This is a genomic window from Streptomyces sp. CMB-StM0423, from assembly GCF_002847285.1.
GTDB lineage: Bacteria > Actinomycetota > Actinomycetes > Streptomycetales > Streptomycetaceae > Streptomyces.
The window spans coordinates 6,709,601-6,733,051 of record NZ_CP025407.1 but is presented as its reverse complement, the minus strand read 5'-3'; the positions used below and the strand labels follow the sequence as shown (position 1 = coordinate 6,733,051).

20 protein-coding genes are annotated in these 23,451 nt (G+C 73.7%); 12 read left to right on the top strand and 8 right to left on the bottom strand.

Features of this window, described 5'->3' with window-relative positions; all coding sequences use genetic code 11:
• Window positions 1–71: 71 nt before the first annotated feature.
• A complete protein-coding gene (locus tag CXR04_RS29265) occupies window positions 72–1,670 on the bottom strand; it encodes an ABC-F family ATP-binding cassette domain-containing protein (RefSeq protein ID WP_101425225.1) in 1,599 nt (532 codons plus the stop codon).
• Window positions 1,671–1,888: 218 nt separating this feature from the next.
• Between CXR04_RS29265 and CXR04_RS29260 the strand changes: the two genes are divergently transcribed.
• Window positions 1,889–2,296 (top strand): VOC family protein, encoded by a 408-nt coding sequence (locus tag CXR04_RS29260; RefSeq protein ID WP_101425224.1) that lies wholly within the window; start codon window positions 1,889–1,891, stop codon window positions 2,294–2,296.
• A 16-nt stretch (window positions 2,297–2,312) separates the two neighbouring features.
• Here the strand turns inward: CXR04_RS29260 and CXR04_RS29255 are convergent, their stop codons facing one another.
• The 3 genes from CXR04_RS29255 to CXR04_RS29245 all read right to left on the bottom strand — a co-directional run bounded on the left by CXR04_RS29255 (window position 2,313) and on the right by CXR04_RS29245 (window position 5,924).
• Window positions 2,313–3,617: a hypothetical protein gene (locus tag CXR04_RS29255; protein ID WP_101425223.1), complete on the bottom strand. Its 1,305-nt coding sequence runs from the start codon at window positions 3,615–3,617 to the stop codon at window positions 2,313–2,315.
• Between the two features lie 465 nt (window positions 3,618–4,082).
• On the bottom strand, window positions 4,083–5,222 hold the full coding sequence (locus tag CXR04_RS29250) for an alpha/beta hydrolase (RefSeq protein WP_101425222.1): 1,140 nt from the start codon (window positions 5,220–5,222) through the stop codon (window positions 4,083–4,085).
• 69 nt (window positions 5,223–5,291) lie between these two features.
• Window positions 5,292–5,924 (bottom strand): class II aldolase/adducin family protein, encoded by a 633-nt coding sequence (locus tag CXR04_RS29245; protein WP_101425221.1) that lies wholly within the window; start codon window positions 5,922–5,924, stop codon window positions 5,292–5,294.
• 160 nt (window positions 5,925–6,084) lie between these two features.
• Here CXR04_RS29245 and CXR04_RS29240 point away from each other — a divergent pair, with 160 nt between their 5' ends.
• The 3 genes from CXR04_RS29240 to CXR04_RS29230 are packed head-to-tail and all read left to right on the top strand — an operon-like array spanning window position 6,085 to window position 9,109.
• Window positions 6,085–7,299, top strand: coding sequence for an inorganic phosphate transporter (locus CXR04_RS29240; RefSeq protein WP_101425220.1), 1,215 nt, complete (start codon window positions 6,085–6,087; stop codon window positions 7,297–7,299).
• 32 nt (window positions 7,300–7,331) lie between these two features.
• On the top strand, window positions 7,332–7,583 hold the full coding sequence (locus CXR04_RS29235) for a hypothetical protein (RefSeq protein ID WP_101425219.1): 252 nt from the start codon (window positions 7,332–7,334) through the stop codon (window positions 7,581–7,583).
• Window positions 7,580–9,109 carry a cobyric acid synthase gene (locus CXR04_RS29230; protein ID WP_101425218.1) on the top strand — a complete coding sequence of 510 codons (1,530 nt, stop codon included), beginning with the start codon at window positions 7,580–7,582 and terminating at the stop codon, window positions 9,107–9,109. The genes CXR04_RS29235 and CXR04_RS29230 overlap by 4 nt, the downstream gene beginning before the upstream one ends.
• Window positions 9,110–9,309: 200 nt before the next feature.
• Here CXR04_RS29230 and CXR04_RS29225 read toward each other — a convergent pair whose 3' ends face one another.
• Window positions 9,310–10,281 carry an SCO1860 family LAETG-anchored protein gene (locus tag CXR04_RS29225; protein WP_101426669.1) on the bottom strand — a complete coding sequence of 324 codons (972 nt, stop codon included), beginning with the start codon at window positions 10,279–10,281 and terminating at the stop codon, window positions 9,310–9,312.
• Between the two features lie 194 nt (window positions 10,282–10,475).
• On the bottom strand, window positions 10,476–11,567 hold the full coding sequence (locus tag CXR04_RS29220) for an amidohydrolase family protein (protein WP_101425217.1): 1,092 nt from the start codon (window positions 11,565–11,567) through the stop codon (window positions 10,476–10,478).
• 410 nt (window positions 11,568–11,977) lie between these two features.
• On the opposite strand from CXR04_RS29220, the gene ectA reads away from it, so the two are divergent.
• From ectA to thpD, 4 genes are all read left to right on the top strand, one after another.
• Entirely contained in the window at window positions 11,978–12,532 is a 555-nt protein-coding gene (ectA, locus tag CXR04_RS29215; protein ID WP_101425216.1) for a diaminobutyrate acetyltransferase, read from the top strand.
• Between the two features lie 56 nt (window positions 12,533–12,588).
• Window positions 12,589–13,857 carry a diaminobutyrate--2-oxoglutarate transaminase gene (gene ectB, locus CXR04_RS29210; RefSeq protein WP_101425215.1) on the top strand — a complete coding sequence of 423 codons (1,269 nt, stop codon included), beginning with the start codon at window positions 12,589–12,591 and terminating at the stop codon, window positions 13,855–13,857.
• Between the two features lie 125 nt (window positions 13,858–13,982).
• Complete coding sequence (locus tag CXR04_RS29205) at window positions 13,983–14,381, top strand: ectoine synthase (protein WP_101425214.1); 399 nt, start codon at window positions 13,983–13,985, stop codon at window positions 14,379–14,381.
• A 5-nt stretch (window positions 14,382–14,386) separates the two neighbouring features.
• On the top strand, window positions 14,387–15,280 hold the full coding sequence (gene thpD / locus CXR04_RS29200) for an ectoine hydroxylase (protein WP_101425213.1): 894 nt from the start codon (window positions 14,387–14,389) through the stop codon (window positions 15,278–15,280).
• Window positions 15,281–15,439: 159 nt separating this feature from the next.
• On the opposite strand, the gene CXR04_RS29195 is transcribed toward thpD, so the two are convergent.
• Both CXR04_RS29195 and CXR04_RS29190 read right to left on the bottom strand, forming a co-directional pair.
• On the bottom strand, window positions 15,440–16,147 hold the full coding sequence (locus CXR04_RS29195) for a DsbA family oxidoreductase (protein WP_101425212.1): 708 nt from the start codon (window positions 16,145–16,147) through the stop codon (window positions 15,440–15,442).
• Between the two features lie 88 nt (window positions 16,148–16,235).
• On the bottom strand, window positions 16,236–16,880 hold the full coding sequence (locus CXR04_RS29190) for a histidine phosphatase family protein (RefSeq protein ID WP_101426668.1): 645 nt from the start codon (window positions 16,878–16,880) through the stop codon (window positions 16,236–16,238).
• Window positions 16,881–17,144: 264 nt separating this feature from the next.
• Here CXR04_RS29190 and CXR04_RS29185 point away from each other — a divergent pair, with 264 nt between their 5' ends.
• The 4 genes from CXR04_RS29185 to cobN all read left to right on the top strand — a co-directional run bounded on the left by CXR04_RS29185 (window position 17,145) and on the right by cobN (window position 23,405).
• Entirely contained in the window at window positions 17,145–17,360 is a 216-nt protein-coding gene (locus CXR04_RS29185; RefSeq protein ID WP_101425211.1) for a CbtB domain-containing protein, read from the top strand.
• Window positions 17,361–17,382: 22 nt separating this feature from the next.
• Entirely contained in the window at window positions 17,383–18,171 is a 789-nt protein-coding gene (locus CXR04_RS29180; RefSeq protein ID WP_101426667.1) for a CbtA family protein, read from the top strand.
• Between the two features lie 243 nt (window positions 18,172–18,414).
• On the top strand, window positions 18,415–19,668 hold the full coding sequence (locus CXR04_RS29175) for a cobalamin biosynthesis protein (protein WP_101425210.1): 1,254 nt from the start codon (window positions 18,415–18,417) through the stop codon (window positions 19,666–19,668).
• Complete coding sequence (gene cobN, locus CXR04_RS29170) at window positions 19,665–23,405, top strand: cobaltochelatase subunit CobN (protein WP_101425209.1); 3,741 nt, start codon at window positions 19,665–19,667, stop codon at window positions 23,403–23,405. Before CXR04_RS29175 ends, cobN begins: the two co-directional genes overlap by 4 nt.
• Window positions 23,406–23,451 lie beyond the last annotated feature (46 nt).

Here is a 23,451-nt window from a genome sequence, read left to right as displayed (position 1 = left end):
ACGCCGCGGTACGAGCACCACTCACTCAGATGATGGATCACCCATGAGCCGAATGATCCAGACGGGGGTGATCAAGCAAGCGCTACCAGGTCTGCGTAGTCCGCGTTCCACAGGTCCTCGACGCCGTCCGGCAGCAGGATGATGCGCTCCGGCTCCAGCGCGTCCACCGCCCCCTCGTCGTGGGTGACGAGGACGACGGCGCCGGTGAAGGTGCGCAGCGCGCCGAGGATCTCCTCGCGGCTGGCCGGGTCGAGGTTGTTGGTCGGCTCGTCGAGCAGCAGCACGTTGGCCGAGGAGACGACGAGCGTCGCCAGCGCGAGCCGGGTCTTCTCGCCGCCGGAGAGCACGCGGGCGGGCTTGTCGACGTCGTCGCCGGAGAAGAGGAACGAGCCGAGCACCTTGCGCATCTCGACGGCGTCCATGTCGGGCGCGGCCGAGGCCATGTTCTCCAGCACCGAGCGGTCCGGGTCGAGGGTCTCGTGCTCCTGCGCGTAGTAGCCGAGCTTGAGGCCGTGCCCGGGGGTGACCCCGCCGGTGTCGGGCTTCTCGACGCCGGCCAGCAGCCGCAGCAGCGTGGTCTTCCCGGCGCCGTTGAGGCCGAGGATGACGACGCGGGAGCCCTTGTCCACGGCGAGGTCGACGTCGGTGAAGACCTCCAGCGACCCGTACGACTTGGACAGGCCCTCGGCGGTCAGCGGCGTCTTGCCGCACGGGGCCGGGTCGGGGAACCGCAGCCGCGCGACCTTGTCGGCCCGCCGCTGCTCGTCGAGCCCGGAGAGCAGCCGCTCGGCGCGGCGGGCCATGTTCTGCGCGGCGGTGGCCTTGGTCGCCTTGGCGCGCATCTTGTCGGCCTGGGCGTTGAGGGCGGCGGCCTTCTTCTCCGCGTTGGCGCGCTCGCGGCGGCGGCGCTTCTCATCCGCCTTGCGCTGCGCGAGGTAGAGCTTCCAGCCCATGTTGTACGCGTCGATGCGGGCGCGGTTGGCGTCGAGGTAGAAGACCTTGTTGACGACGGTCTCGACGAGCTGTTCGTCGTGGGAGATGACGACGAAGCCGCCGTGGTACGTCTTCAGGTAGTCCCGCAGCCAGACGACCGAGTCGGCGTCGAGGTGGTTCGTCGGCTCGTCGAGCAGCAGGATCCCGGAGTCGGAGAAGAGGATCCTGGCCAGCTCCACGCGGCGGCGCTGGCCGCCGGAGAGCGTGTGGAGGGGCTGGCCGAGCACCCGGTCGGGCAGCCCGAGGCTGGCGGCGATGGTGGCGGCCTCGGCCTCGGCGGCGTACCCGCCCCTGGTGAGGAACTCGGTCTCCATGCGCTCGTAGCGCCGCATGGCCTTCTCGCGGGTGGCGCCCTTGCCGCCGGACATCCGCTGCTCGTCCTCGCGCATCTTGCGGATGACGGTGTCCAGGCCGCGGGCCGACAGGATGCGGTCGCGGGCGAGCACGTCGAGGTCGCCGGTGCGCGGGTCCTGCGGCAGGTAGCCGACGGTGCTGCCGCGGGCGACGGTGCCGGCGGCGGGCTGGCCCTCGCCTGCCAAGACCTTGGCGAGGGTGGTCTTGCCGGCGCCGTTGCGCCCGACGAGGCCGATGCGGTCGCCCTTGGCGATGCGGAAGGTGGCGGATTCGAGGAGGATGCGGGCGCCGGCGCGCAGCTCCAGGCCGGTGGCGGTGATCACGGAAGTTCTCCAGGGCAGGACGGAAGACGGCAGGGACAGCGGGTTATGGATCGCCGTTACTCATGCACATGGAGAGTTGCCATCACCCCAGTGTATCGGGGGCCGCAACCCGATTGACGCGCCGGACCCGGCGGCCCGCGGTGGGAGCGCGGCCGGGCTGCCGGTGTCAGTGGCCGGTGCCAGACTGCGCGTAGAGCCCTTGAGAGGACGTGATCCGCATGCCCCGCAGCGAGCACACCCCGACCGTCTTCCCCACGCTGGTCTACCGCGACGCCAAGGCCGCGATCCGGCTGCTGACGGAGGGACTCGGCTTCCGCGAAGTCGCGGTGTACGAGGCCGAGGACGGCACCGTGGCGCACGCGGAGCTGGCCCAGGGCAACGGGATGGTGATGCTCGGCTCGAAAGGCAGGGGCGGGGTCTTCGACTCGGCGATGGGCGACGCGGGACCCAGCGGGGTGTACGTGGCGGTGGACGACGTCGACGCGCACCACCGGCAGGCCGTGGAGCACGGCGTGGAGATCCTGATGCCGCCGACCGACCAGGACTACGGGGCGCGGGACTACATGGCGCGGGACCACGAGGGCAACATCTGGAGCTTCGGCACGTACGCGCCCGCTCCCCGCTGACCCGCGCCCGCCCCGCTCACGCACCGCCGGTGTGCACCCGGAAGGCCGCCCGGCGCACGGCCTTGGCCACCGCCGGGTCGGGGTGCGCGGCGGCCAGCGCCACCAGCACCTGGACCGTACGGGGATGGCCCGCGCCCCCCACCTCCGCCAGCAGCGCGGGCACGCTGCCCTGCACCGCGGACTCCAGGTGCCGTACGAGCAGGCTGCCCTCGCCGTGGTCGGCGACCGCGGCTGCGGTGTCGACCCATAGCCAGGTCGCCTCCTCCCTGGTCAGCGCGCCCAGCGCCTCGTCCGCGTCGCCGCCCTCCTGCTCGGCCAGCCACAGCAGCGCGTACGGCCGCAGCATCGGCTCGTCGCACGCCTCGCGCACCGCGCTCTCCGCCGCCGCGCCGACCGCCCGCAGCGCCTCGAACGCCAGCCCGCGCAGCAGCGCGTCGTCGCCCCGCGCCACCTCCAGCAGCTCGGCGACCGCGCTGCCCGAGGGCCGCGCCGCCAGCCACGCGCGGTACTCGGCGCGGGCCGGGCCGGGCGTCAGCCCCGCGCAACTGCGCAGCATCGCCTCGGCGGGCTTCTCGATGTGCCCCTCGGGGCCCTGGGCGGCGATGCAGATCTGCTCGATCTTCATCCACACGGCCCAGTGGCCCAGCGGCGTCAGCGACACCTCGGGGCCCTCGCGGGTCAGCGCCCCCACCGAGGCGAACGCCTCCAGCGCCCAGTCCAGCAGCCCGGACAGCAGCGCCGGCAGCTCCTCGTCCGGCACCTCCGCCGCCGCCGGCTCGGCGGCCTGGCCCGGCACGGGGGTGCCCTCGCTGCCGTACGCGACCTCGCAGCGCTCGGTGCGCAGTTCGGCGACGCGCTGACCGAGGAGGTCGAGCAGGACGGGGACACGGACGGGGCCGCCGGTGAGGTGGAGCAGGGCGAGCATCTGCGGCATGGCCTCGATGGCGTCGCCGAGGGCGACGGAGTCGACGGCCAGCGGCTCGGGCGCGGGGTGCGCCAGTGACCAGGCGTCGAAGAGCGCGACCCAGCCGCGGAGCACCGCGCGCTCGTCGCGGTCCCAGGCCCGCAGCCGCCAGGCGGGGCGGGCGTACGCGCCCTGCACCTCGACCAGGCCCGCGAGCCTGGCCCGGTCCCACTCGGCCTGCGGTGCCTCCGTCCACGGCTGCGGCCGCCCCTCCGCCCACCTGGCGACCCGCACCGCCTCGGCGAGCAGGGCGCGGGCGTGGCCGGCGAGCACCCGGGGCGCGGCGATGCCCTCCGGTGGCCGCGGCGCCGGGCGAAGGGCCCGGTCGACGACGGCCCGGCGGGCTGCGGCGGCCATCTCGCGACGGGGCTGCCTGGGGACGAGGCGGAGCGGCGGGTGGTGCGAACTGTGCGCCATCACGCACCAAGTCTCGCCGGTGGGGCGGAGAAAGCCCAATCCGGGGTTGGCGAGGGGCCGTCGGGGCGGGCCGCGGGGGACCCGGCGGCGGGCGGGAAGCCGGGCCGGGGCCCGTCGTGCGGACCTTGTCGCGGGCCCGGCGGAGATCCGGACGGCAGGCGCTGGGGTCTGTCGTCGATCTCGCGTCGTTCGCCCGCAGGGCGGGCGGCGCAGGGGGTACCGCCCACGCCCCCAGGGCGTAGGGGGAGGCCGGTGCGTGCGATCGCAAGGCGGAGGGCCGACCGCGCAGTGGGCCTGTCCGGTCGATCCGACAACGCGGCAAGCGTGCGTGCCAGGCTCCCCCACAGCGCGCTGCGCGCACGTGGGCGGTACCCCCAGCCGCAGACGGGAGATTGACGACGGACCCTAGAGCAGGGGGGTCAGGAAGCGGCGCACGGTCTCCTCGTACGCGGCCGGGGTGGCGTTCCACAGCGCCGCGTGCCGGCCGTCGGGGACCTCGCGGAGCAGCATCCGGTCGCCGCCGCGGGCCGCGAACTCCCGCGCCGCGGCGAGCGGGGCGATGTCGTCGGCCTGGCCCTGGAGCACCAGCGTCGGCGCCTCCGGCACGGCGAGCGGGGTGTCCAGCTCCGGGTGCTCCCCGGCCGCCAGCACCGCGAGACCGCGCAGCCGCCCGGGCAGCGGGAGCCGCCCGGGGGCGCCGGAGCGGCCGGAGAGGGCCCGTACCGCGGCGCGCCAGTCGAGCACCGGCGAGTCCAGCACCAGCCCCGCGATGCCGTAGTCCGCCGCGGACGCCGCGGCCGTGCGCAGCGCCATGGTGGCGCCGGTCGACCAGCCGTAGAGCACCGCGCGCCGCGCGCCGTGGCGCACCGCCCAGTGGAGCGCCGCGTCGAGGTCCGGCCACTCGGTGCGGCCGAGGGAGCCGCGGCCGCCGGGGACCGGCGGGGCGCCGGGGTCGCCGCGGAAGGCGGGGGCGAGGACCGGCAGGCCCAGCTCGTGCAGCAACGGCAGGGCGGTCAGGGCCTGTTCGCGGGTGTCGCCGAGGCCGTGGGCGGCGATGACCCAGGTACCGCGGGTGCCCGGCACGTACCACGCGGGCAGCGCGCCCAGCGGGCCCGTGACGGTGACCTCCCGGTACGCGATGCCCAGCGCCGAGCGCGGCGTGCCCACGTACACCTTCGGCGTCAGCCGCACCCGCGTGCCCGCGTCCAGGCTGCCGTACGTGACGCGCTCCAGCCGGCGCACGAGCCGGCCGCCCGGCCACGACTCGGCGCGCACCAGCGGGCCGACGACGGCGTGCACGTCCCGGCCCGTCAGCCCGTACGTCTCGGGGCGCAGGGCGGGCGGCGAGCCGGGCGCGAGGGTGACCTGCCCGCCGGCCGCGGCGATCACCCGCAGCCGGGGTCCTTCGAAGCCGACGGGGCCCGCGGGGGCGGGCCGCAGGGCGGCGCGGGAGCCGTACCGCCCGGCGGCCACGGCGGCGGCCCCGGCGCCGACTCCGGCGGCGAGGAGGCTGGTCAGGGCCGCGGCGGCCGGTTTGATACGCATCCCGGCCATTGTCCGCGTACGGCCCGCGCCCTGCCAGTGCGCGCACCCGCCCGGGTCACGGGCGCCGGCTCACCCCTGGCCGTAGCCCTTCAGCTTCTCCGCCACCTCCCCGAGCTGATCCGCCGACAGCAGCGACGGGCTCAGCCCCGGTACCGAGCGCGCGGCCAGCCACACCCGGCACATCCATTCGAGCTGCGCGGTCCTGTCGTACGCCTGCGCAAGGCCGGCGCCGTAGGCGACGGTGCCGTGGTTCTGCAGCAGGCACGCGGACCGCCCGGCGAGCGCCGTCAGCATGCCCGCGGCCAGCTCGGGCGTCCCGTACAGCGCGTACGGGGCGACGCGCACCGGGCCGCCGAGGGCCGCGGTGGCGTAGTGGACGGTGGGCAGTTCCGGCACGAGCGTGGAGACGGCCGTCGCGTGCACGGCGTGGGTGTGCACGACGGCGCTCGCGTCGGTGTTCCCGTAGACCGCGAGGTGCATGGGCAGCTCGCTCGTCGGCTTGAGCGAGCCGTGCGTCTGCCGCCCCCGCAGGTCGACGGCGACGAGGTCGTCGTCGCCCAACTCCTCGTAGGGAACGCCGGTCGGGGTGATGAGCACATGGTCGCCCACCCGTGCGGAGACGTTGCCCGAGGTCCCGACGACCAGCCCTTCGGAGTACATCCGCCGGGCCGTCGCCAGCAGCTCACGCCACGCGTGACGCATCTGTATCCTCCCTATGACCTGCGCATGAAGCGTTTGGCCGGAGACATTGCGACACCCATTCGCCCTCGTCACCGTCACGTCCGGCCCAGTTCACCTTGTGTTCACTCGGAGTACTTACGTTCCTCACGGCCCCCGACCTTCGAGCGGATTGCTTGGGTACATGGAACACCTCACTCTCATCATCGGAGTCGTCGTAGTCACCGCCCTGGTGTTCGACTTCACGAACGGGTTCCACGACACCGCCAACGCCATGGCCACCACCATCTCCACCGGGGCGCTCAAGCCCAAGACGGCGGTGGCGATGAGCGCAGTCCTCAACCTCGTCGGCGCCTTCCTCTCCGTGGAAGTCGCCAAGACCATCTCCGGCGGCATCATCGACGAAGGGTCCGGCATCCAGCCCGAAGTGATCTTCGCGGGGCTGGTGGGTGCGATCGTCTGGAACCTGCTGACCTGGCTCGCCGGGCTGCCCTCCAGCTCCTCGCACGCCCTCTTCGGCGGTCTGATCGGCGCGAGCCTCGTCTCCGTCGGCTGGAACGGCGTGCACATGGACGCCATCGTCATGAAGGTCCTCATCCCCGCCATCGCCGCGCCGCTGGTCGCGGGCATCGCCGCCGCCGCCGCGACCCGGCTGACGTACCGGCTGGCCAGCCGCCGCTCGGAGGGCCAGACCGCGAAGGGCTACCGCGCCGGGCAGATCACCTCCGGCGCGCTGGTCTCCCTCGCCCACGGCACCAACGACGCCCAGAAGACGATGGGCGTCATCACCCTGGCGCTGATCACCGGCGGCTCGCTGGCCCCCAACTCCGACCCGCCCACCTGGGTCATCGTCTCCGCCGCGCTGGCCATCGCGCTCGGCACGTACCTCGGCGGCTGGCGCATCATCCGCACCATGGGCAAGGGCCTCACCGACATCCAGCCGCCGCAGGGCTTCTCCGCCCAGACCAGCTCGGCCACGGTGATCCTCGCCTCCTCGCACCTCGGCTTCGCCCTGTCCACCACCCAGGTCTGCTCCGGCTCGATCATGGGCTCCGGCGTGGGCAAGAAGGGCGGCGTGGTGCGCTGGAGCACCGCCGGGCGGATGGTCGCCGCGTGGGGGCTCACCCTGCCGGCCGCGGGGCTGATCGCGGGGGCCGCGGCGTTCCTCGCGGACCGGGGCGACTGGGGCGTGGTGACGGTCGCCGTCCTGGGCATCGCCGCCTGCGCGACGATCTGGGCGGCCTCGCGCCGCGACCGGGTCGACCACTCCAACGTCAACGACGTGGACCCGGCGACCGGACAGCCGGCCGCGGCCGACGGCACGGAGGGTGCCGTGGAGCCGGTGAGCATACCCGCGCCGCGGACCGCGTCGGGCCCCGCCTCCCAGGCCACGGTCTGACGGCCGATACCGACTGAGACCAAGGAAGCAGCATGGACATCGACTGGGCAGCACTCGGCGAGGTCTTCGGCGTCAGCCTCGTCATGACGGTGGCGCTCGTGGGCCTCTTCACGGTGGGCATCGTCGGCCTCTCCCCGAAGACGGATCCCGAGGGCGCCGAGGGCGCCGAGGGCGCCGCGGTGACCGAGACGGCACCCTCCGCCCTGGCCAGGACGGGTGCGTACGTATGCTTCACGCTGTGTGCAGCAGCCGTGGCGTACGGGATCTATCTGATCGTCAAGTGACGGCGCGTGCCGGCGGCCTGCTGGTCGCCGGCACGACGTCGGACGCGGGCAAGAGCGTGGTCACCGCCGGCATCTGCCGGTGGCTGGCCCGGCGCGGCGTCTCCGTCGCGCCGTTCAAGGCGCAGAACATGTCGCTCAACTCGTACGTGACCCGCGAGGGCGCCGAGATCGGGCGGGCGCAGGCCATGCAGGCGGCGGCCGCCCGCACCGAGCCCAGCGCGCTGATGAACCCGGTGCTGCTGAAGCCCGGCGGCGAGGCGCGCAGCCAGGTCGTGGTGCTGGGCCGCCCGGTGGCGGAGCTGAGCGCGGCGGGCTACCACGGGGAGCGGCAGCGGGCGCTGTTCGACACGGTCACGGACTGCCTGGAGGAGCTGCGGCGCGCGTACGACGTGGTGATCTGCGAGGGCGCGGGCAGCCCGGCGGAGATCAACCTGCGGCACAGCGACATCGTCAACATGGGCCTGGCGCGGGCGGCGCGGCTGCCCGTCGTGGTCGTCGGGGACATCGACAGGGGCGGGGTCTTCGCGTCGTTCTTCGGCACCACGGCGCTGCTGAGCGCGGCGGACCAGGGCCTGGTCGCGGGCTATCTGGTCAACAAGTTCCGCGGTGATGTCTCCCTGCTGGAGCCGGGGTTGTCGATGCTGCGCGGGCTGACCGGGCGGCAGACCCTGGGGGTGCTGCCGTACCGGCACGGGCTGGGCATCGACGAGGAGGACGGGCTGCGGCTGTCGCTGCGCGGCCTGATGCGCGAGCTGCCCGCCGAGCCGCCGCACGGTGCGCAGGTGCTGCGGGTCGCGGTGGTGCCGGTGCCGCTGATGTCGAACTTCACCGACGTGGACGCGCTGGCCGCGGAGCCGGGCGTCGCCGTGCAGTTCACCGACCGGCCGGAGGAACTGGCGGAGGCGGACCTGGTGGTGCTGCCGGGGACGCGGGGCACGATACGGGCGCTCGCGTGGCTGCGGGAGCGGGGCCTCGACGCGGCGCTGGCGCGCCGGGCGGCGCAGGGGCGGCCCGTGCTGGGCATCTGCGGCGGGTTCCAGATGCTGGCGGAGCGGATCGGCGACGCGGAGGGCGTGGAGGCGCGGCCCGCGCAGTCGGTGGCCGGGCTGGGACTGCTGCCGGTACGGGTGGAGTTCGCGGCGCGCAAGACGCTGGGCCGGCCGGCGGGCACGGCGCTGGGCGAGCCGGTGGAGGGGTACGAGATCCACCACGGGGTGGCGGACGTACGGGGCGGGGAGCCGTTCCTCGCCGGGTGCCGGGTGGGCCAGGTATGGGGGACGCACTGGCACGGGGCCCTGGAGAACGACGGCTTCCGGCGGGCGTTCCTGCGGCAGGTGGCGGCGGACGCGGGCCGGGCGTTCGTACCGGCGCCTGACACGTCCTTCGCGGCGCTGCGGGAGGAGCAGTTGGAGAAGCTGGGCGACCTGATCGAGGAGCACGCGGACACCAAGGCCCTGCTCCGCCTGATCGAGTCGGGCGCGCCCGGCGACCTGCCGTTCCTGCCGCCCGGGGCGCCGACGGGCTAGCGGCGGCGCGCTTCGGCCGCGTTCGAGAAGCGTGGTGCCCGCCGCGGCCGGTGACTTCTTCAGCCCCGTGGTACGCGCCAGGGCGTCCGCGGCCGCGGCGGGCATCCCCTTCAGCGGTGCCGCCGAGGCCAGCAGCCGCCCCCCGGGCCGCCCGTACCGGTAGCGCGCGGAGGCCGTGCACGCACCGGTACGGGCGGGGCTCAGGACCTGGCGCGCAGGCGGGCCAGCACCAGACCGCTCAGGCCGAGGCCGACGAGCAGGGCGGCGCCGCCGACCAGGTACGGGGTCGTCGAGCTGCCGCCCGTTTCGGCGAGTTGCTGCTCGGGCGCGGGGTCGGCGGCGTCTGCGGGCCGCTCGTCCTGGACCGGCTCGGCGTCGCCCTGGGGGCGCTCGCCGGGCTCCTCCGCCGGGCCCGTACCGCCGCCGGCAGGCGTCTCGCACGCCGCCTCGACCAGCGTCACCTCGCCCTCCACCTCGGCGACGTTCAGCTTCAGCGGGTTCACCGACACCCGCAGCCGCAGCGCCGCGGCGCTCGCCGTCGACTTCGTGGTCTCGATCTGCGAGAAGCCGAGCGAGACCTCCCCCACGCCCGGCACCGCGACCACCGTCGGCTCGCCGCCCACGGTGACCGTGACGCGCTTGCCCAGGACCGTGACGGAGCCGAGGGTGTTGGACTCCGCCTTCGGCTTCTCCCCCACCGCGCAGACGGCCTTCGACGTCACCTCCTCGACCTTGATGAGCGAGAGCGCGGGCAGGCCGGGGACGTGCACCTCGGCGCGGGCGAGGTTCGACGACGCCTCGGCGCCGTCCGCGTCCACGGTGGCGTCCGCGGTGGCGACTTCGGCGCGCGCGATGTTCACCGCCTGGGGGCCGTCCGGGTGTTCGTCGCCCTCGGCGGCCGCGAGGCCGTCGACCCGGACGTCGAGCGCGGTCTTGTCCGCGGCGCCGGAGTCCCGGCCCGCGGCGGGCACGCGGACCTCGTTGAGCGTGGAAAGCACCGGCACCTGCACGGTCTTGTCGAGCAGCGAGACGTCGAGGTCGGCGCGGAGCACGGAGGCGTCGGCCGAGCCCGTACGGGCGGTGCCGCCGGCGTCGTCGGCGTGCACGGGTGCGGCAAGGAACAGGGCCGGGCCGGCGGTCAGCGTGGCCGCCGTGACGGCGGTCGCGGGCATGCGGAACAGGCAGGACAAACGGGACAAGGAACAAACCCCCCACGGGTTTTCGTGCGTCGGATCGTCAACTGCCCCGCCATGCTTACGCACTCAGGGTGACACGACGGACACTCTGCGCTCGTTCACCCCTTCGAGGGAATCAGTTCACGGAAGTCGCCCCGCGCCCCCCGCTCCTCTGCTCTCAGCCGATGCCCTCAGCCGACGACCCGGCCCCGCAGGACGATCCGCCGCGGCGCCGTCAACACCCGTACGTCGGCCAGCGGATCGGCCTCGTACACCACGAGATCCGCCGGCGCGCCCTCCTCCAGGCCGGGCCGCCCGAGCCACTCCCGCGCGCCCCACGCCGCCGCCGAGACGGCGTCCGGCACCGGGATACCGGCGGCGACCAGCTCGCCCACCTCCTGCCCGACCAGGCCGTGCGCCAGCGACCCGCCGGCGTCGGTGCCCGCGTAGACGGGGATGCCGGCGTCGTAGGCCGCGCGCACGGTGGCGTACCGGCGGTCGTGCAGCCGGCGCATGTGGTCCGCCCAGCGCGGGAACTTGGCCTGGCCGCCCGCCGCCAGCTCCGGGAACGTCGCGATGTTGACGAGCGTGGGCACGATGGCGACGCCGCGCTCGGCGAAGAGCGGCACGGTCTCCTCGGTGAGGCCCGTGGCGTGCTCGATGCAGTCGATGCCCGCCTCGACCAGGTCGCGCAGCGAGTCCTCGGCGAAGCAGTGGGCGGTCACGCGGGCGCCGTGGCGGTGCGCCTCGGCGATCGCGGGGGCCAGGGCCTCGCGCGGCCAGCAGGGGGTGAGGTCGCCGGCCTCGCGGTCGATCCAGTCGCCGACGAGCTTGACCCAGCCGTCTCCCCTGCGCGCCTCGCGGGCGACGTACGCGACGAGGTCGTCCGGTTCGATCTCGTGGGCGTAGTTGCGGATGTAGCGGCGGGTACGGGCGATGTGACGGCCGGCCCGGACGAGCCGCGGCAGGTCGTCGCGGTCGTCGATCCAGCGGGTGTCGGCGGCGGAGCCCGCGTCGCGCAGCAGCAGCGCGCCGGCCTCGCGTTCGGTGCGGGCCTGCTTCTCGCTGGTGGCCTCGTCCACGGCGCCGTGCGCGTCGAGCCCGACGTGGCAGTGGGCGTCGACGAGCCCGGGCAGCGCCCAGCCCTCGATGTCGACGACCTCGCGCGCGGCGGCAGGTGGCGTGAAGGTGACACGCCCGCCCACCACCCACAGCTCGTCGCGGACTTCCTCGCGGCCGGTCAGCACCCGGCCCCTCACGCGCAGCACCGGGCTCTCGCTCATGCGGGGAACCCTAGCCAACGGCCGGCCGCGGCGATCTTCCGGGCGTACCACAGCCGCCTTCACGCGAAGGAACGAACACGGGGGGTGAGGCATTGACGTATGTTTAACGGCAGTTTATCGTCGCCTCCGCGAAGTGATTTTCCCGTCTTCTTCTGCCCGCTTCCCGGTCGGATAAACCAGGTAATTTTTCGGCCAGTCAACCTTCTCAATCCGGACAGCGGCCGGAGTCGTTATCAATACGTTACATTTCCGGCTCGGGTGCCGAGCCCCCCGGGGAATTCAATGATATATCGGGGCATATCCCCTTCGGTTCGCGCGCTCGCGCGTGCCCGCGGATAACACATTTACGCCCCTTTTGTAACCCCTATCGGCCGTGCGATTTCAATTTCCCCTAGGTAAATTCAATCTGCATGACTGCCGCACAAGCAGACCTAGCAGGCCCTCCCGATAAACCCCGCACGGCGGCTGCAGACGAGGCCGGTGTCCGGCTGGACACCCCGCGAATCGAGGACGGCGCCGCAATCTGGCGCATCGCACGCGACTCCGGCTCGCTGGACCTCAACTCGTCGTACAGCTACCTGCTCTGGTGTCGCGACTTCGCCGACACGAGCGTCGTGGCACGGGACTCGGACGGCGCCCCGGTCGGCTTCGTCACCGGCTATATCCGGCCCGCGCGGCCGGAGACCCTCGTCGTGTGGCAGATCGCCGTGGACGCCGCGTTCCGCGGCCGCGGCCTGGCCGGCGCGCTCCTCGACGGGCTGACCGACCGCGCGCTGGCGGACCGCGGCATACGCCGCCTCGAAACGACCATCACGCCGGACAACTCCGCCTCCGACCAGCTCTTCCGCTCGTACGCGCGCCGTCACGGCGCCGGCGTCGACCGCGACGTGCTGTTCCACGGCGAGCACTTCCCTGACGGGCACGAGCCCGAGCTGCTGTACCGCATCGGCCCGCTCGCGGGCTGAGCCGCACCGACCCATTCGCACCCCCCGCACACCGGATCATCTCCCAGGAGAACGCTGTGACCATCACACCGCCCGCCCTGAGCGTCTTCGAGACCCTGGAGTCGGAGGTGCGCAGCTACTGCCGTGGCTGGCCCGCGGTCTTCGACCGGGCCCAGGGCAGCTATCTGTACGACGAGGACGGCCACACCTACCTCGACTTCTTCGCCGGCGCCGGATCCCTCAACTACGGCCACAACAACGCCGTGCTCAAGCGCGCCCTGCTCGACTACCTGGAGCGCGACGGCATCGTCCACGGCCTGGACATGGCCACCACCGCCAAGCGCGCGTTCCTGGAGACCTTCCAGAACGTCGTGCTGCGCCCCCGCGACCTGCCGTACAAGGTCATGTTCCCGGGGCCGACGGGCACCAACGCCGTCGAGGCCGCGCTGAAACTGGCCCGCAAGGTCAAGGGCCGCGAGGCGATCGTCTCGTTCACCAACGCCTTCCACGGCATGTCCCTCGGCTCGCTCGCCGTCACCGGCAACGCCTTCAAGCGCGCCGGCGCCGGCATCCCGCTGGTGCACGGCACCCCCATGCCGTTCGACAACTACCTCGACGGCCAGGTCCCGGACTTCCTGTGGTTCGAGCGGCTGCTGGAGGACCAGGGCTCCGGGCTCAACAAGCCCGCCGCCGTCATCGTCGAGACCATCCAGGGCGAGGGCGGCATCAACGTGGCCCGCGCCGAGTGGCTCCGCGGCCTCGCCGAGCTGTGCAAACGCCGCGACATGCTGCTCATCGTCGACGACATCCAGATGGGCTGCGGCCGCACCGGAGGCTTCTTCTCCTTCGAGGACGCGGGCATCACGCCCGACATCGTCACGCTGTCCAAGTCGATCAGCGGCTACGGGCTGCCGATGTCGCTCACCCTCTTCAAACCGGAGCTGGACATCTGGGAGCCGGGCGAGCACAACGGCACCTTCCGCGGCCACAACCCGGCGTTCGTCACCGCCACCGCGGCGCTCGACACGTACTGGGCCGACGGCCAGATGGAGAAGCAGACCCTCGCCCGCGGCCAGCAGATCGAGCAGGCGCTGGTCGCGATCTGCGCGGAGCACGCCGACGCGGACGCCACGTACCGCGGCCGCGGCATGGTGTGGGGGCTGGAGTTCCCCGACCCGGCGCGCGCCACACGTGTCTGCCGGCGCGCCTTCGAGCTGGGACTCATCCTGGAGACTTCCGGGCCGCAGAGCGAGGTCGTCAAGCTGCTGCCGGCGCTGACGACGACGCCTGACGACCTGGACGAGGGGCTGCGCACGCTGGCCCGGGCGGTCCGCGAGACCGCCTGACGGCCGGGGCGCGGCCCCGCCCGTCGCGCGGGGGCAGGCCCCGTCGCGTACGGGCAGGCGCATACACGCCGGCAGACAAGCGGCAGCGCCGCCGACCGATCCCGAGAGAGAGGCACAGAGGCACCGTGATCGTCCGATCCTTCAAGGAGCTTGAGGGCACCGACCGGCACATCAAATCCGCGTCGGGCACCTGGGAGAGCAAGCGCATCGTGCTCGCGAAGGAGCGCGTCGGCTTCTCCCTCCACGAGACCGTGCTCTACGCGGGCACCGAGACGTCCATGTGGTACGCGAACCACATAGAGGCCGTCGTCTGCGTCGAGGGCGAAGCCGAACTCACCAACGACGAGACCGGCGAGAAGCACGCCATCACGCCGGGGACGATGTACCTGCTGGACGGGCACGAGAAGCACACGATGCGGATCAAGCAGGACTTCCGCTGCATCTGTGTCTTCAACCCGCCGGTCACGGGCCGCGAGGACCACGACGAGAACGGCGTGTACCCGCTGCTGACTGAGGAGGACTGAGAACCATGGCCAGCCCGACTGTCACCGACCTCTACCCGACGCGCGGCGCTGAAGAAGTAAGCACGCCCCGTCAGGACCCGGTGGTCTGGTCGGAACCGGGTGCCGACGGGCCCATCCCGCCCTGGGAGCTGGAGGGCTACGAGCGCAACGGCTACCTGACGGTCGACCAACTGATCACCCCGGAGGAGGTGGAGACGTACAAGGCCGAGCTGGACCGGCTCACCACCGACCCGAAGGTCCGCGCCGACGAGCGCTCGATCATCGAGGCGGGCACGCAGGCCGTACGCTCCATCTTCGAGATCCACAAGATCAGCGACGTCTTCGGCAAGCTGGTACGCGACGAGCGCGTCCTGGAGCGGGCGCGGCAGATCCTCGGCTCCGACGTCTACATCCACCAGAGCCGGATCAACATCAAGCCCGGGTTCGGCGCCAGCGGCTTCTACTGGCACTCGGACTTCGAGACCTGGCACGCCGAGGACGGCCTGCCGAACATGCGGACCGTGTCGGTCTCGATCGCGCTGACGGAGAACTACGAGACCAACGGCGGCCTCATGATCATGCCGGGGTCGCACAAGACGTTCCTCGGCTGCGCGGGTGCCACGCCGGAGGACAACTACAAGAAGTCGCTGCAGATGCAGGACGCCGGCACGCCGTCGGACGGGGCGCTGTCGGAGATGGCGGAGGCGCACGGCATCAAGCTGTTCACCGGCGCGGCCGGTGGTGCGACCTGGTTCGACTGCAACTGCATGCACGGCTCGGGCGACAACATCACGCCGTACGCGCGCAGCAACGTTTTCCTCGTCTTCAACAGCGTGGAGAACGCGGCGGTGGAGCCGTTCGCGGCGCCGGTGCGGCGGCCGGACTTCATCGGCGCGCGGGACTTCACGCCGGTGCGGTGACGCGGAGCGCAGGGGCCGTGGCGTATCTCCGCGGACCTGCGGGGATGTGACGCCGGGACGGTGCCGCGCCCCTCGCCCGGAGGTCTCCGGGCGGGGGGCGCGGCGGTGTATCGGGGACTGCGCTTCCGGGCGGGGGCGGCTGTTCTTCCGGCCGGTCCGCTACGGGACGTCGCAGGCGTCGTCGTCGGCGCAGACGGCGCCGTCGCCGCCCGTGCCCGCGACGGTCTGCAGCCCGCCCGCGGCGGCGGCCTGCTCCAGGGCCTGCGTGAAGACCGGCGCCGGCTGCCCGCCGGAGACGGCGAAGCGGCGGTCGATGACGAAGAACGGCACGCCGTTGGCGCCCAGCTCGGCGGCTTCCTTCTCGTCGGCGCGTACGGCGTCGGCGTAGGCGTCCTCGTCCGCGAGGACCTTGCGCACCTCGTCGGCGTCGAGGCCGGCGCCGGTGGCCATGTCGACGATCGTGTCGTCCTCGCTGATGGGGCGGGCCTCGGCGAAGTTGGCGGTGTAGAACGCGTCGAGGAGCTCGTCCTGAAGGCCGCGCTCCTTGGCGAGGTGCAGGACGCGGTGCAGGTCGAAGGTGCCGGTGACGAACCGGTCGTGGCGCATGCCGAGCCCCTCGGCCGCCGCGGCGGCGCCGACCCGGTCCTCCATCGCCTTGAGCTGCGCGTCGTCCCAGCCGTACTTGGCCTTCAGCTCGGGGCCGAGGGCCTGCCGGCCGTTGCGCGGGGCGCCGGCGGAGAGCTCGAAGGAGCGGTGCACCACTTCGACGTCGTCCCGTCCCGCGAAGGCGGCGAGGCCCTTCTCGAACCGGGCCTTGCCGATGTAGCACCAGGGGCAGATGACGTCGGACCAGATCTCTACACGCATGACGGTGGAAACGGACGGGGCGGTGGTGGGTATTCCCCGGGGGCGGGGTCGGGGTTACGGGGTCGGGGGTACGGGGTCGGGGGCCGGGTCAGGGGTCCGGGGTGAGGGGGATGCCGCAGCGGAGGTTCCAGCGGCCGGCGCGGCCGGTCAGCTCGGTGCGGGTCAGGGGCGGTACGTCGAGGCGCCAGAAGGCCGCGGAGGGCAGGTCGAGGGCGTACACGACGGCGGCGCGCACCGCGGCGGGCTCGGCGACGGCGACGACGCGGTGGGGGGCGGCGGGGGTGTTGTCCGAGCGGTGGGTGCCGTCGGTGTCGTCCGTTTCAGTCGTGCCCTGCGGTCCTGACGGGCCGGTCAGGCCGTCGAGCCATACGCCCACCCGCCCCCGCAACTGCAGCAGCGACTCCCCGCCGTGCGGCGCCGCCGCCGGGTCCGTCAGCCAGGCCCGTACCGCCTCGCCCTCCGCCGCCGCCAGCTCCTCCAGCCCTCGCCCGCGCCAGCGGCCGACGTCCCAGTCCGCCAGCTCCGCCTCCGGCTCCGCCGCGAGCCCCAGCGCGTCGGCCGTCTGCCGGCAGCGGACCGACGGCGCGGCGTACGCCGGCGTGTGCGTACGCAGCGAAGCCGCCGCGTGGGCGCCCGCGCGCTCCGCCGCACGTCGACCCGCCGCGTCCAGCGGTTCGTCCGCGCCGAACACCGCGTGCCGCAGTTCGGCGTTGACCGCCGGCGTGACGAGCATCACCCGGACCGTCACCAGCCGTCTCACCTGCCCCTTCCGTGTCTCGGCCGGCGGACGCCTTATGGTCGCCGACCCGCAGGCGACGGTATCGTCACCTCGTCAACCGAAGACGACGGCGCAACGGAAGCCCGGTGAGATTCCGGCACGGCCGCGCCACTGTGAGCCGGACGACGCCCCGCGCGGGGCCGAGTTCGGTGAGTCAGACCCGCACCGTCGTGAGCAGCTCCACCGGATGGGACGCGTGATCCCCGGGAGGTTTCCGCCATGGCTCAGTCAGCCGTGTCACCCAAGACAGACTCTCTCATCACCCCTGTCCCGCTGAAGACCATCGCCCCGTGGGCGCTGTTCGGCGGGATCCTGATGCTCGTCCTGCTGTACTTCGTCGGCGCCGAACAAGGAGCCGTGTCGGTGGTGTCGGGCGAGGGCGTGCACGAGTGGTTGCACGACGGCCGGCACCTGCTGGGCTTCCCCTGCCACTGAGCGGGGGGGCTCGGTGATCACACTGAATTCTGCGGCGGTGCGCGGGCTGTTGCTGCGCGGGATGCTGGCGGGGCTGGGTGCGGGGGTGCTGGGGCTGGTCGTCGCGTACGTCGTGGGCGAACCGCAGGTGGATGCGGCGATCGACCAGGAGGCGCACGCGGCCGGTCACGGTCACGGCGCCGGTGCTGGTTCCGGTTCCGGTTCCGGAGAAGAAGGGGAACTGGTCAGCCGCTCACTGCAGTCCACGGCGGGCCTCGCGACGGGCATGCTCGTCTACGGTGTCGCGCTCGGCGGCCTCGCGGCGCTGGCGATCGCGTACGCCCTGGGCCGTGTCGGCCGCTTCGGCCCGCGGGCGACGGCGCTGCTGCTGGCGCTGGGCGGACTGGTCACGGTCTCCGCGGTGCCGTTTCTCAAGTACCCGGCGAACCCACCGGGCGTCGGCGACCCGTCGACGGTCGGCTCACGCACGACGCAGTACTTCCTGATGGTGCTGCTGAGCGTGCTGCTGGCGGTCGGTGCGGCGGTGGCCGGGCGGCGGCTGGTGCCGCGGCTGGGCGGCTGGTACGCGACGGTGGCGGGCGGCGCGGTGTTCGTGGCGGCGGCTGGGGTGGCGGTGGCGCTGTTGCCGGAGTCGTCGGTGGAGGTGCCGGAGGGGTATCCGGCGGATCTGCTGTGGCGGTTCAGGTTGGCGTCTTTGGGGGTGCACGGAGTGGTGTGGGTGGGATTCGGGTTGTTGTTCGGGGAGTTGGCGGAGAGGTTGCTGGTGAGGGGTGGGGCGGGGCGGCGGCCGCGGGCGCCGGTGGCGGGCTGAGGGGGTTGTCCCCCGGCCCCGCCCCTTCCCGAAACTCGGGGGCTGCGCCCCCGGGACCCCGCCGGGGCTCCGCCCCAGACCCCGCCCGGGGCTCCGCCCCGAACCCCGCGGGGAGGCTTGCACCCCCGACCCGCAGACGGCTTCGTAGCCCGCCCGCTGTCGGGGCGGGCACCCCGCCTCTCCGGGGCTTCGCCCCCGTACCCCCGAAAGTCCACCGGCCCACGCCCCGCACCGAACGGCACCATGACACCCAACACCGCGTCACACCCCGCCCGGCTCATCGGCGCCCGCACGCTGGCGTACGCCGTGGGCGCCGCCCTCGGCTACGCCGCAGACCACGTCTTCGGCGACCCCCGCCGAGCCCACCCGGTAGCGGCCTTCGGCCGCGCCGCAGCAGCCCTCGAATCCCGCCTCTGGCGCGACAACCGCGCGGCGGGGGCCCTGCACACGGCACTCTGTGTAGGCACGACGGTGGCGACCGCCGCCCTGGCCACGGCAGCAACCCGCAGGGAGACAGGCCCGGGTTGGGGGCAGGGCCCGGGGGCGAGGCGAAGCCTCGGCAGGCGCACGGCCGTGGCCCGGGGCCCGGGCGCAGGGCGAAGCCCCGAGGCGGGCAAGGACGTAGCCCCCTCGGGGCCCCGCGGGGGCAGCCCCGAGGGGCGCGCGGGGGCAGCCCCGAGGCCGGGTTCGGGGCGGAGCCCCGAGGGGGTCAGGGGCGCAGCCCCGGCGGGGCCCCGGGGGCGCAGCCCCCGAGTTCCGGGAAGGGGCGGGGTCGGGGAACACCTCCCGCCCGTCCTCCTCGCCGCCCTCGTCTCCTGGGCCGTTCTCGGCGGGGCCTCCCTCCGCCGCGAAGCCCTCGGCATCGCCCACGCCCTCCGCGCCCACGACCTCGACGACGCCCGCCGCCGCCTCCCCCGCCTCTGCGGCCGTGACCCCCACCACCTCGGCGAAGCCGACATCGCCCGCGCCGTCGTCGAGTCCGTCGCCGAGAACACCTCCGACGCCGTCGTCGGCGCCCTCGTCTGGGGCGCTGCCGGTGGCGTTCCCGGGCTCGCCGGGTTCCGCGCCGTCAACACCCTCGACGCCATGGTCGGGCACAAGTCCGCCCGCCATCTGCGCTTCGGCTGGGCCGCCGCCCGGCTCGACGATCTCGCCGGCTATCCCGGCGCCCGGCTCACCGCCGCCCTCGCGGCGCTCGCCGGGCCCGATCCCCGCGCCGCCCTGCGCGTCTGGCGCGAGGACGGGCCGCGGCATCCCAGTCCCAACGCCGGCCCCGTGGAAGCCGCGTTCGCCGGGGCGCTCGGGCTGCGGCTCGGTGGGGAGCTGTCGTATGCCGGGCGGGCCGAGCACCGGGCCGTGCTCAATCCGGCCGGGCAGGCTCCCGGCGTACACGACATCGAGCGTGCCGTCCGTCTCTCCTCCCGTGTCTCCTTCCTCGCCCTCCTCACCACCAGCCTCGCCGCCGCCCTCCTCCCCACCGAAGCGAGTCACGCATGACCACCGTCCTCCTCCTCTCCACCGCCGACACCGACCTCCTCGCCGCCCGCGCCTCCGGCGCGGACTTCCGGATCGCCAACCCCTCCCGCACAGGACCCGAGGACCTGCCCGCGCTCCTCGACGGCACCGACCTCGTCGTCGTCCGGCTCCTCGGCGGCAAGCGCGCCTGGGAGGACGGGCTCGAAGCCCTCCGGGCCGCCGGGCGGCCGACCGTGCTGCTCGGCGGGGAGTCCGTGCCGGACGCCGAGTTGATGGCCGAGTCGTCCGTGCCCGCCGGGGTGGTCGCCGAGGCGCTGCGGTATCTCGTGGAGGGCGGGCCCGCGAACCTCGCCGAGCTGAGCCGGTTTCTGTCGGACACCGTGCTGCTCACCGGCGAGGGCTTCGCCCCGCCGCGGGAGATGCCCGCCTACGGGACGCACGGTGCGTACGGGCTGGAGGACGACCGGCCCACCGTCGGCGTGCTCTTCTACCGTGCCCACGAGCTCTCCGGGAACACCGCCTTCGTCGACACCCTCTGCCAGGCCGTCGAAGCGCACGGCGCCAACGCCCTGCCCGTGTACTGCGGTTCGCTGCGCGGCGCGGAGCCCGGGCTGTTCGAGCTGCTGGGGCGCGCGGACGCGCTCGTCGCCACCGTGCTCGCCTCCGGCGGTACGCGGCCGGGCGACGCCTCCGCCGGCGGGGACGACGAGGTGTGGGACGTCGGGGCGCTCGCGGAGCTGGACGTGCCGGTGCTCCAGGGGCTGTGTCTGACGTCGGCGCGCGCCGCGTGGCTGGACTCGGACGCGGCGCTGTCGCCGATGGACGCGGCGATGCAGGTGGCGATCCCGGAGTTCGACGGGCGGCTGGTGACGGTGCCGTTCTCGTTCAAGGAGGACGGTCCCGACGGCGTGCCCGTGTACGTCGCGGACGCGGAGCGCGCCGCGCGGGTCGCGGGGATCGCGGTGCGGCACGCACGGCTGCGGCACACGCCGAACGGCGAGAAGCGGATCGGGCTGGTCTTCACCGCGTACCCCACCAAGCACTCCCGGATCGGCAACGCCGTCGGCCTGGACACGCCCGCCTCCGCGGTCGGGCTGCTCGACGCGCTACGGGCCGCGGGGTACGGCGTCGACGGCCACCCGGACGACGGCGACGAGCTGATCCACCGGCTGATCGCCGCCGGCGGGCACGACGTGGAGTGGCTGACGGAGGAGCAGTTGGCGGCGGCGCCCGCGCGCGTGCCGCCGGCCGACTACGAGCGGTGGTTCGCCGCGCTGGACCCCGGGTTGCGGGACTCGGTGGTCGAGCACTGGGGCGAGCCGCCGGGCGCGCTGTACGTGGACGACGGCGAGGACGGACCCGCCATCGTGCTGGCGTCGCTGCGCTTCGGCAACGTGGTGGTGATGATCCAGCCGCCGCGCGGCTTCGGCGAGAACCCCATCGCCATCTACCACGACCCGGACATGCCGCCGTCGCACCACTACCTGGCCGCGTACCGCTGGCTGGACCGCACGTTCGGCGCCGACGCGCTCGTGCACATGGGCAAGCACGGCACGATGGAGTGGCTGCCGGGCAAGGGGCTGGGTCTGTCGGCGGGTTGTGCGCCGGATGCGGTGCTGGGCGACCTGCCGCTGGTGTACCCGTTCATCGTCAACGACCCGGGCGAGGGCACCCAGGCCAAGCGCCGCGGGCACGCGACGGTGGTCGACCACCTCGTGCCGCCGATGGCCCGCGCCGACTCCTACGGCGACCTGGCGAAGCTGGAACAGTTGCTGGACGAGTACGCGCTCGTCTCCGACCTCGATCCGGCGAAGGCGCCCGCGGTGCGCAGCCAGATCTGGACGCTGGTGCGGGCCGCGGAGCTGCACCACGACCTGCGGGTGGCGGAGCAGCCGGAGGACGCCGACTTCGACGAGTTCGTGCTGCACGTCGACGGCTGGCTGTGCGAGATCAAGGACGTGCAGATACGGGACGGGCTGCACGTGCTCGGCGCCGGGCCCATCGGCGAGCCGCGGGTGAACCTGGCGCTGGCGGTGCTGCGTTCCGCGCAGATGTGGGGCGGCGCCGGTGGGGCGCTGCCGGGGCTGCGGGCGGCGCTCGCGGCCCGGGTGGGGCTGGTCGAGGCGGACCTGCTGGCGGAACCGGGGGCACGGATCGCCTCGCCGGCGCTGCTGGTGGAGTGGGGCGCCGCACATGGTGCCGGCCAGCCCGCCGGGTGCGGTCCGGCGGAACCCACGGATGCCCCCGCCGCTGCGGCGGACCGACGGGCCCCGGCACTCCGTACGGCTTCCGACGCCATCGATCTGCTGGAGTCCCTGGCCCGTCGCCTCGCGGAGTTCATGGAGGCAAGCGACTGGTCCGTCGAGGCCGCGGGTCCGGCCGTGGCCCAGGTGCTGCGGGCGGGGTGCCCCGACGCCGTGCGGGTGCTGGAGTTCGCAGCCGCGGAACTCATTCCGCGGCTGCGCCGTACGGGCGACGAGATCGGCAACGTGCTGCACGCGCTCGACGGCGGCTACGTTCCCGCCGGGCCGTCAGGATCCCCCACCCGCGGGCTCGTGAACGTGCTGCCGACCGGTCGCAACTTCTACTCCGTCGACCCCAAGGCCATCCCCTCCCGGCTCTCCTGGGACGTCGGCAGCGCTCTCGCCGACTCCCTCCTCGCCCGCCACCTCGCCGACCACGGCGCGTACCCGAAGTCCGTGGGGCTTACGGTCTGGGGCACCTCCTGCATGCGCACCCAGGGCGACGACATCGCGGAGATCCTGGCGCTGCTGGGCTGCCGCCCGGTGTGGGACGACGCGTCGCGGCGGGTGACGGGCTTCGAGGTGGTGCCGGCCGCGGAGCTGGGCCGGCCGCGCATCGACGTGACCGTACGCATCTCCGGCTTCTTCCGCGACGCCTTCCCGCACGTCGTCGGCCTGATGGACGACGCGGTGCGCGCGGTCGCGGAGCTGGACGAGCCGCCGGAGGCGAACTTCGTACGGGCACACGCGGACGAGGACACCGCCGTCCACGGCGACCGCCGCCGCGCCACCGCCCGCATCTTCGGCTCCAAGCCCGGCGCTTACGGCGCGGGCCTGCTGCCGCTGATCGACGCCCGCAACTGGCGCTCGGACGCCGACCTCGCGGAGGTCTACGCGGTCTGGGGCGGCTACGCCTACGGCCGCGGGCTCGACGGGCGGGCGGCGCGCGGCGACATGGAGGCGGCGTTCCGGCGGATCCAGGTGGCGGCGAAGAACGTCGACACCCGCGAGCACGACATCGCCGACGCCGACGACTACTTCCAGTACCACGGCGGCATGGTGGCGATGGTCCGCCATCTGACGGGCGGTTCGCCGGAGGCGTACATCGGCGACAGCGCCGTGCCCGCGCAGGTGAAGACGCGCACGCTCGGCGAGGAGACGCACCGCGTCTTCCGCGCCCGGGTGGTGAACCCGCGCTGGACGGCGGCGATGCGGCGGCACGGCTACAAGGGCGCGTTCGAGATGGCCGCCACCGTCGACTACCTCTTCGGCTACGACGCGACCGCGGGCGTGGTGGACGACTGGATGTACGAGAAGCTCGCCGCCGAGTACGTCTTCGACGCCGAGAACCAGGAGTTCATGCGGCGCGCCAACCCGTGGGCCCTGCGCGGGATCGGCGAACGGCTGCTGGAGGCGGCCGAGCGGGGCATGTGGACGGAGCCGGACCAGCGGACCCTGGCCCGGCTCCGGGAGATCTACCTCGAACTCGAGGGCGATCTGGAGGGGGAGGAATGACCCACAGGACGCGGACCGTGCATGTCCGCTCCACGTCCGGCGCGTA

Coding starts and splice junctions, on each gene's coding strand:
- CXR04_RS29195 (WP_101425212.1), bottom strand. CDS start 16,147: ATGCGTGTAGAGATCTGGTCCGACGTCATCTGCCCCTGGTGCTACATC.
- CXR04_RS29260 (WP_101425224.1), top strand. CDS start 1,889: ATGCCCCGCAGCGAGCACACCCCGACCGTCTTCCCCACGCTGGTCTAC.
- CXR04_RS29185 (WP_101425211.1), top strand. CDS start 17,145: ATGGCTCAGTCAGCCGTGTCACCCAAGACAGACTCTCTCATCACCCCT.
- CXR04_RS29255 (WP_101425223.1), bottom strand. CDS start 3,617: ATGGCCGCCGCAGCCCGCCGGGCCGTCGTCGACCGGGCCCTTCGCCCG.
- CXR04_RS29220 (WP_101425217.1), bottom strand. CDS start 11,567: ATGAGCGAGAGCCCGGTGCTGCGCGTGAGGGGCCGGGTGCTGACCGGC.
- cobN (WP_101425209.1), top strand. CDS start 19,665: ATGACCACCGTCCTCCTCCTCTCCACCGCCGACACCGACCTCCTCGCC.
- CXR04_RS29250 (WP_101425222.1), bottom strand. CDS start 5,222: ATGCGTATCAAACCGGCCGCCGCGGCCCTGACCAGCCTCCTCGCCGCC.
- CXR04_RS29245 (WP_101425221.1), bottom strand. CDS start 5,924: ATGCGTCACGCGTGGCGTGAGCTGCTGGCGACGGCCCGGCGGATGTAC.
- CXR04_RS29240 (WP_101425220.1), top strand. CDS start 6,085: ATGGAACACCTCACTCTCATCATCGGAGTCGTCGTAGTCACCGCCCTG.
- ectA (WP_101425216.1), top strand. CDS start 11,978: ATGACTGCCGCACAAGCAGACCTAGCAGGCCCTCCCGATAAACCCCGC.
- CXR04_RS29225 (WP_101426669.1), bottom strand. CDS start 10,281: ATGCCCGCGACCGCCGTCACGGCGGCCACGCTGACCGCCGGCCCGGCC.
- CXR04_RS29175 (WP_101425210.1), top strand. CDS start 18,415: ATGACACCCAACACCGCGTCACACCCCGCCCGGCTCATCGGCGCCCGC.
- CXR04_RS29190 (WP_101426668.1), bottom strand. CDS start 16,880: ATGCTCGTCACGCCGGCGGTCAACGCCGAACTGCGGCACGCGGTGTTC.
- CXR04_RS29235 (WP_101425219.1), top strand. CDS start 7,332: ATGGACATCGACTGGGCAGCACTCGGCGAGGTCTTCGGCGTCAGCCTC.
- thpD (WP_101425213.1), top strand. CDS start 14,387: ATGGCCAGCCCGACTGTCACCGACCTCTACCCGACGCGCGGCGCTGAA.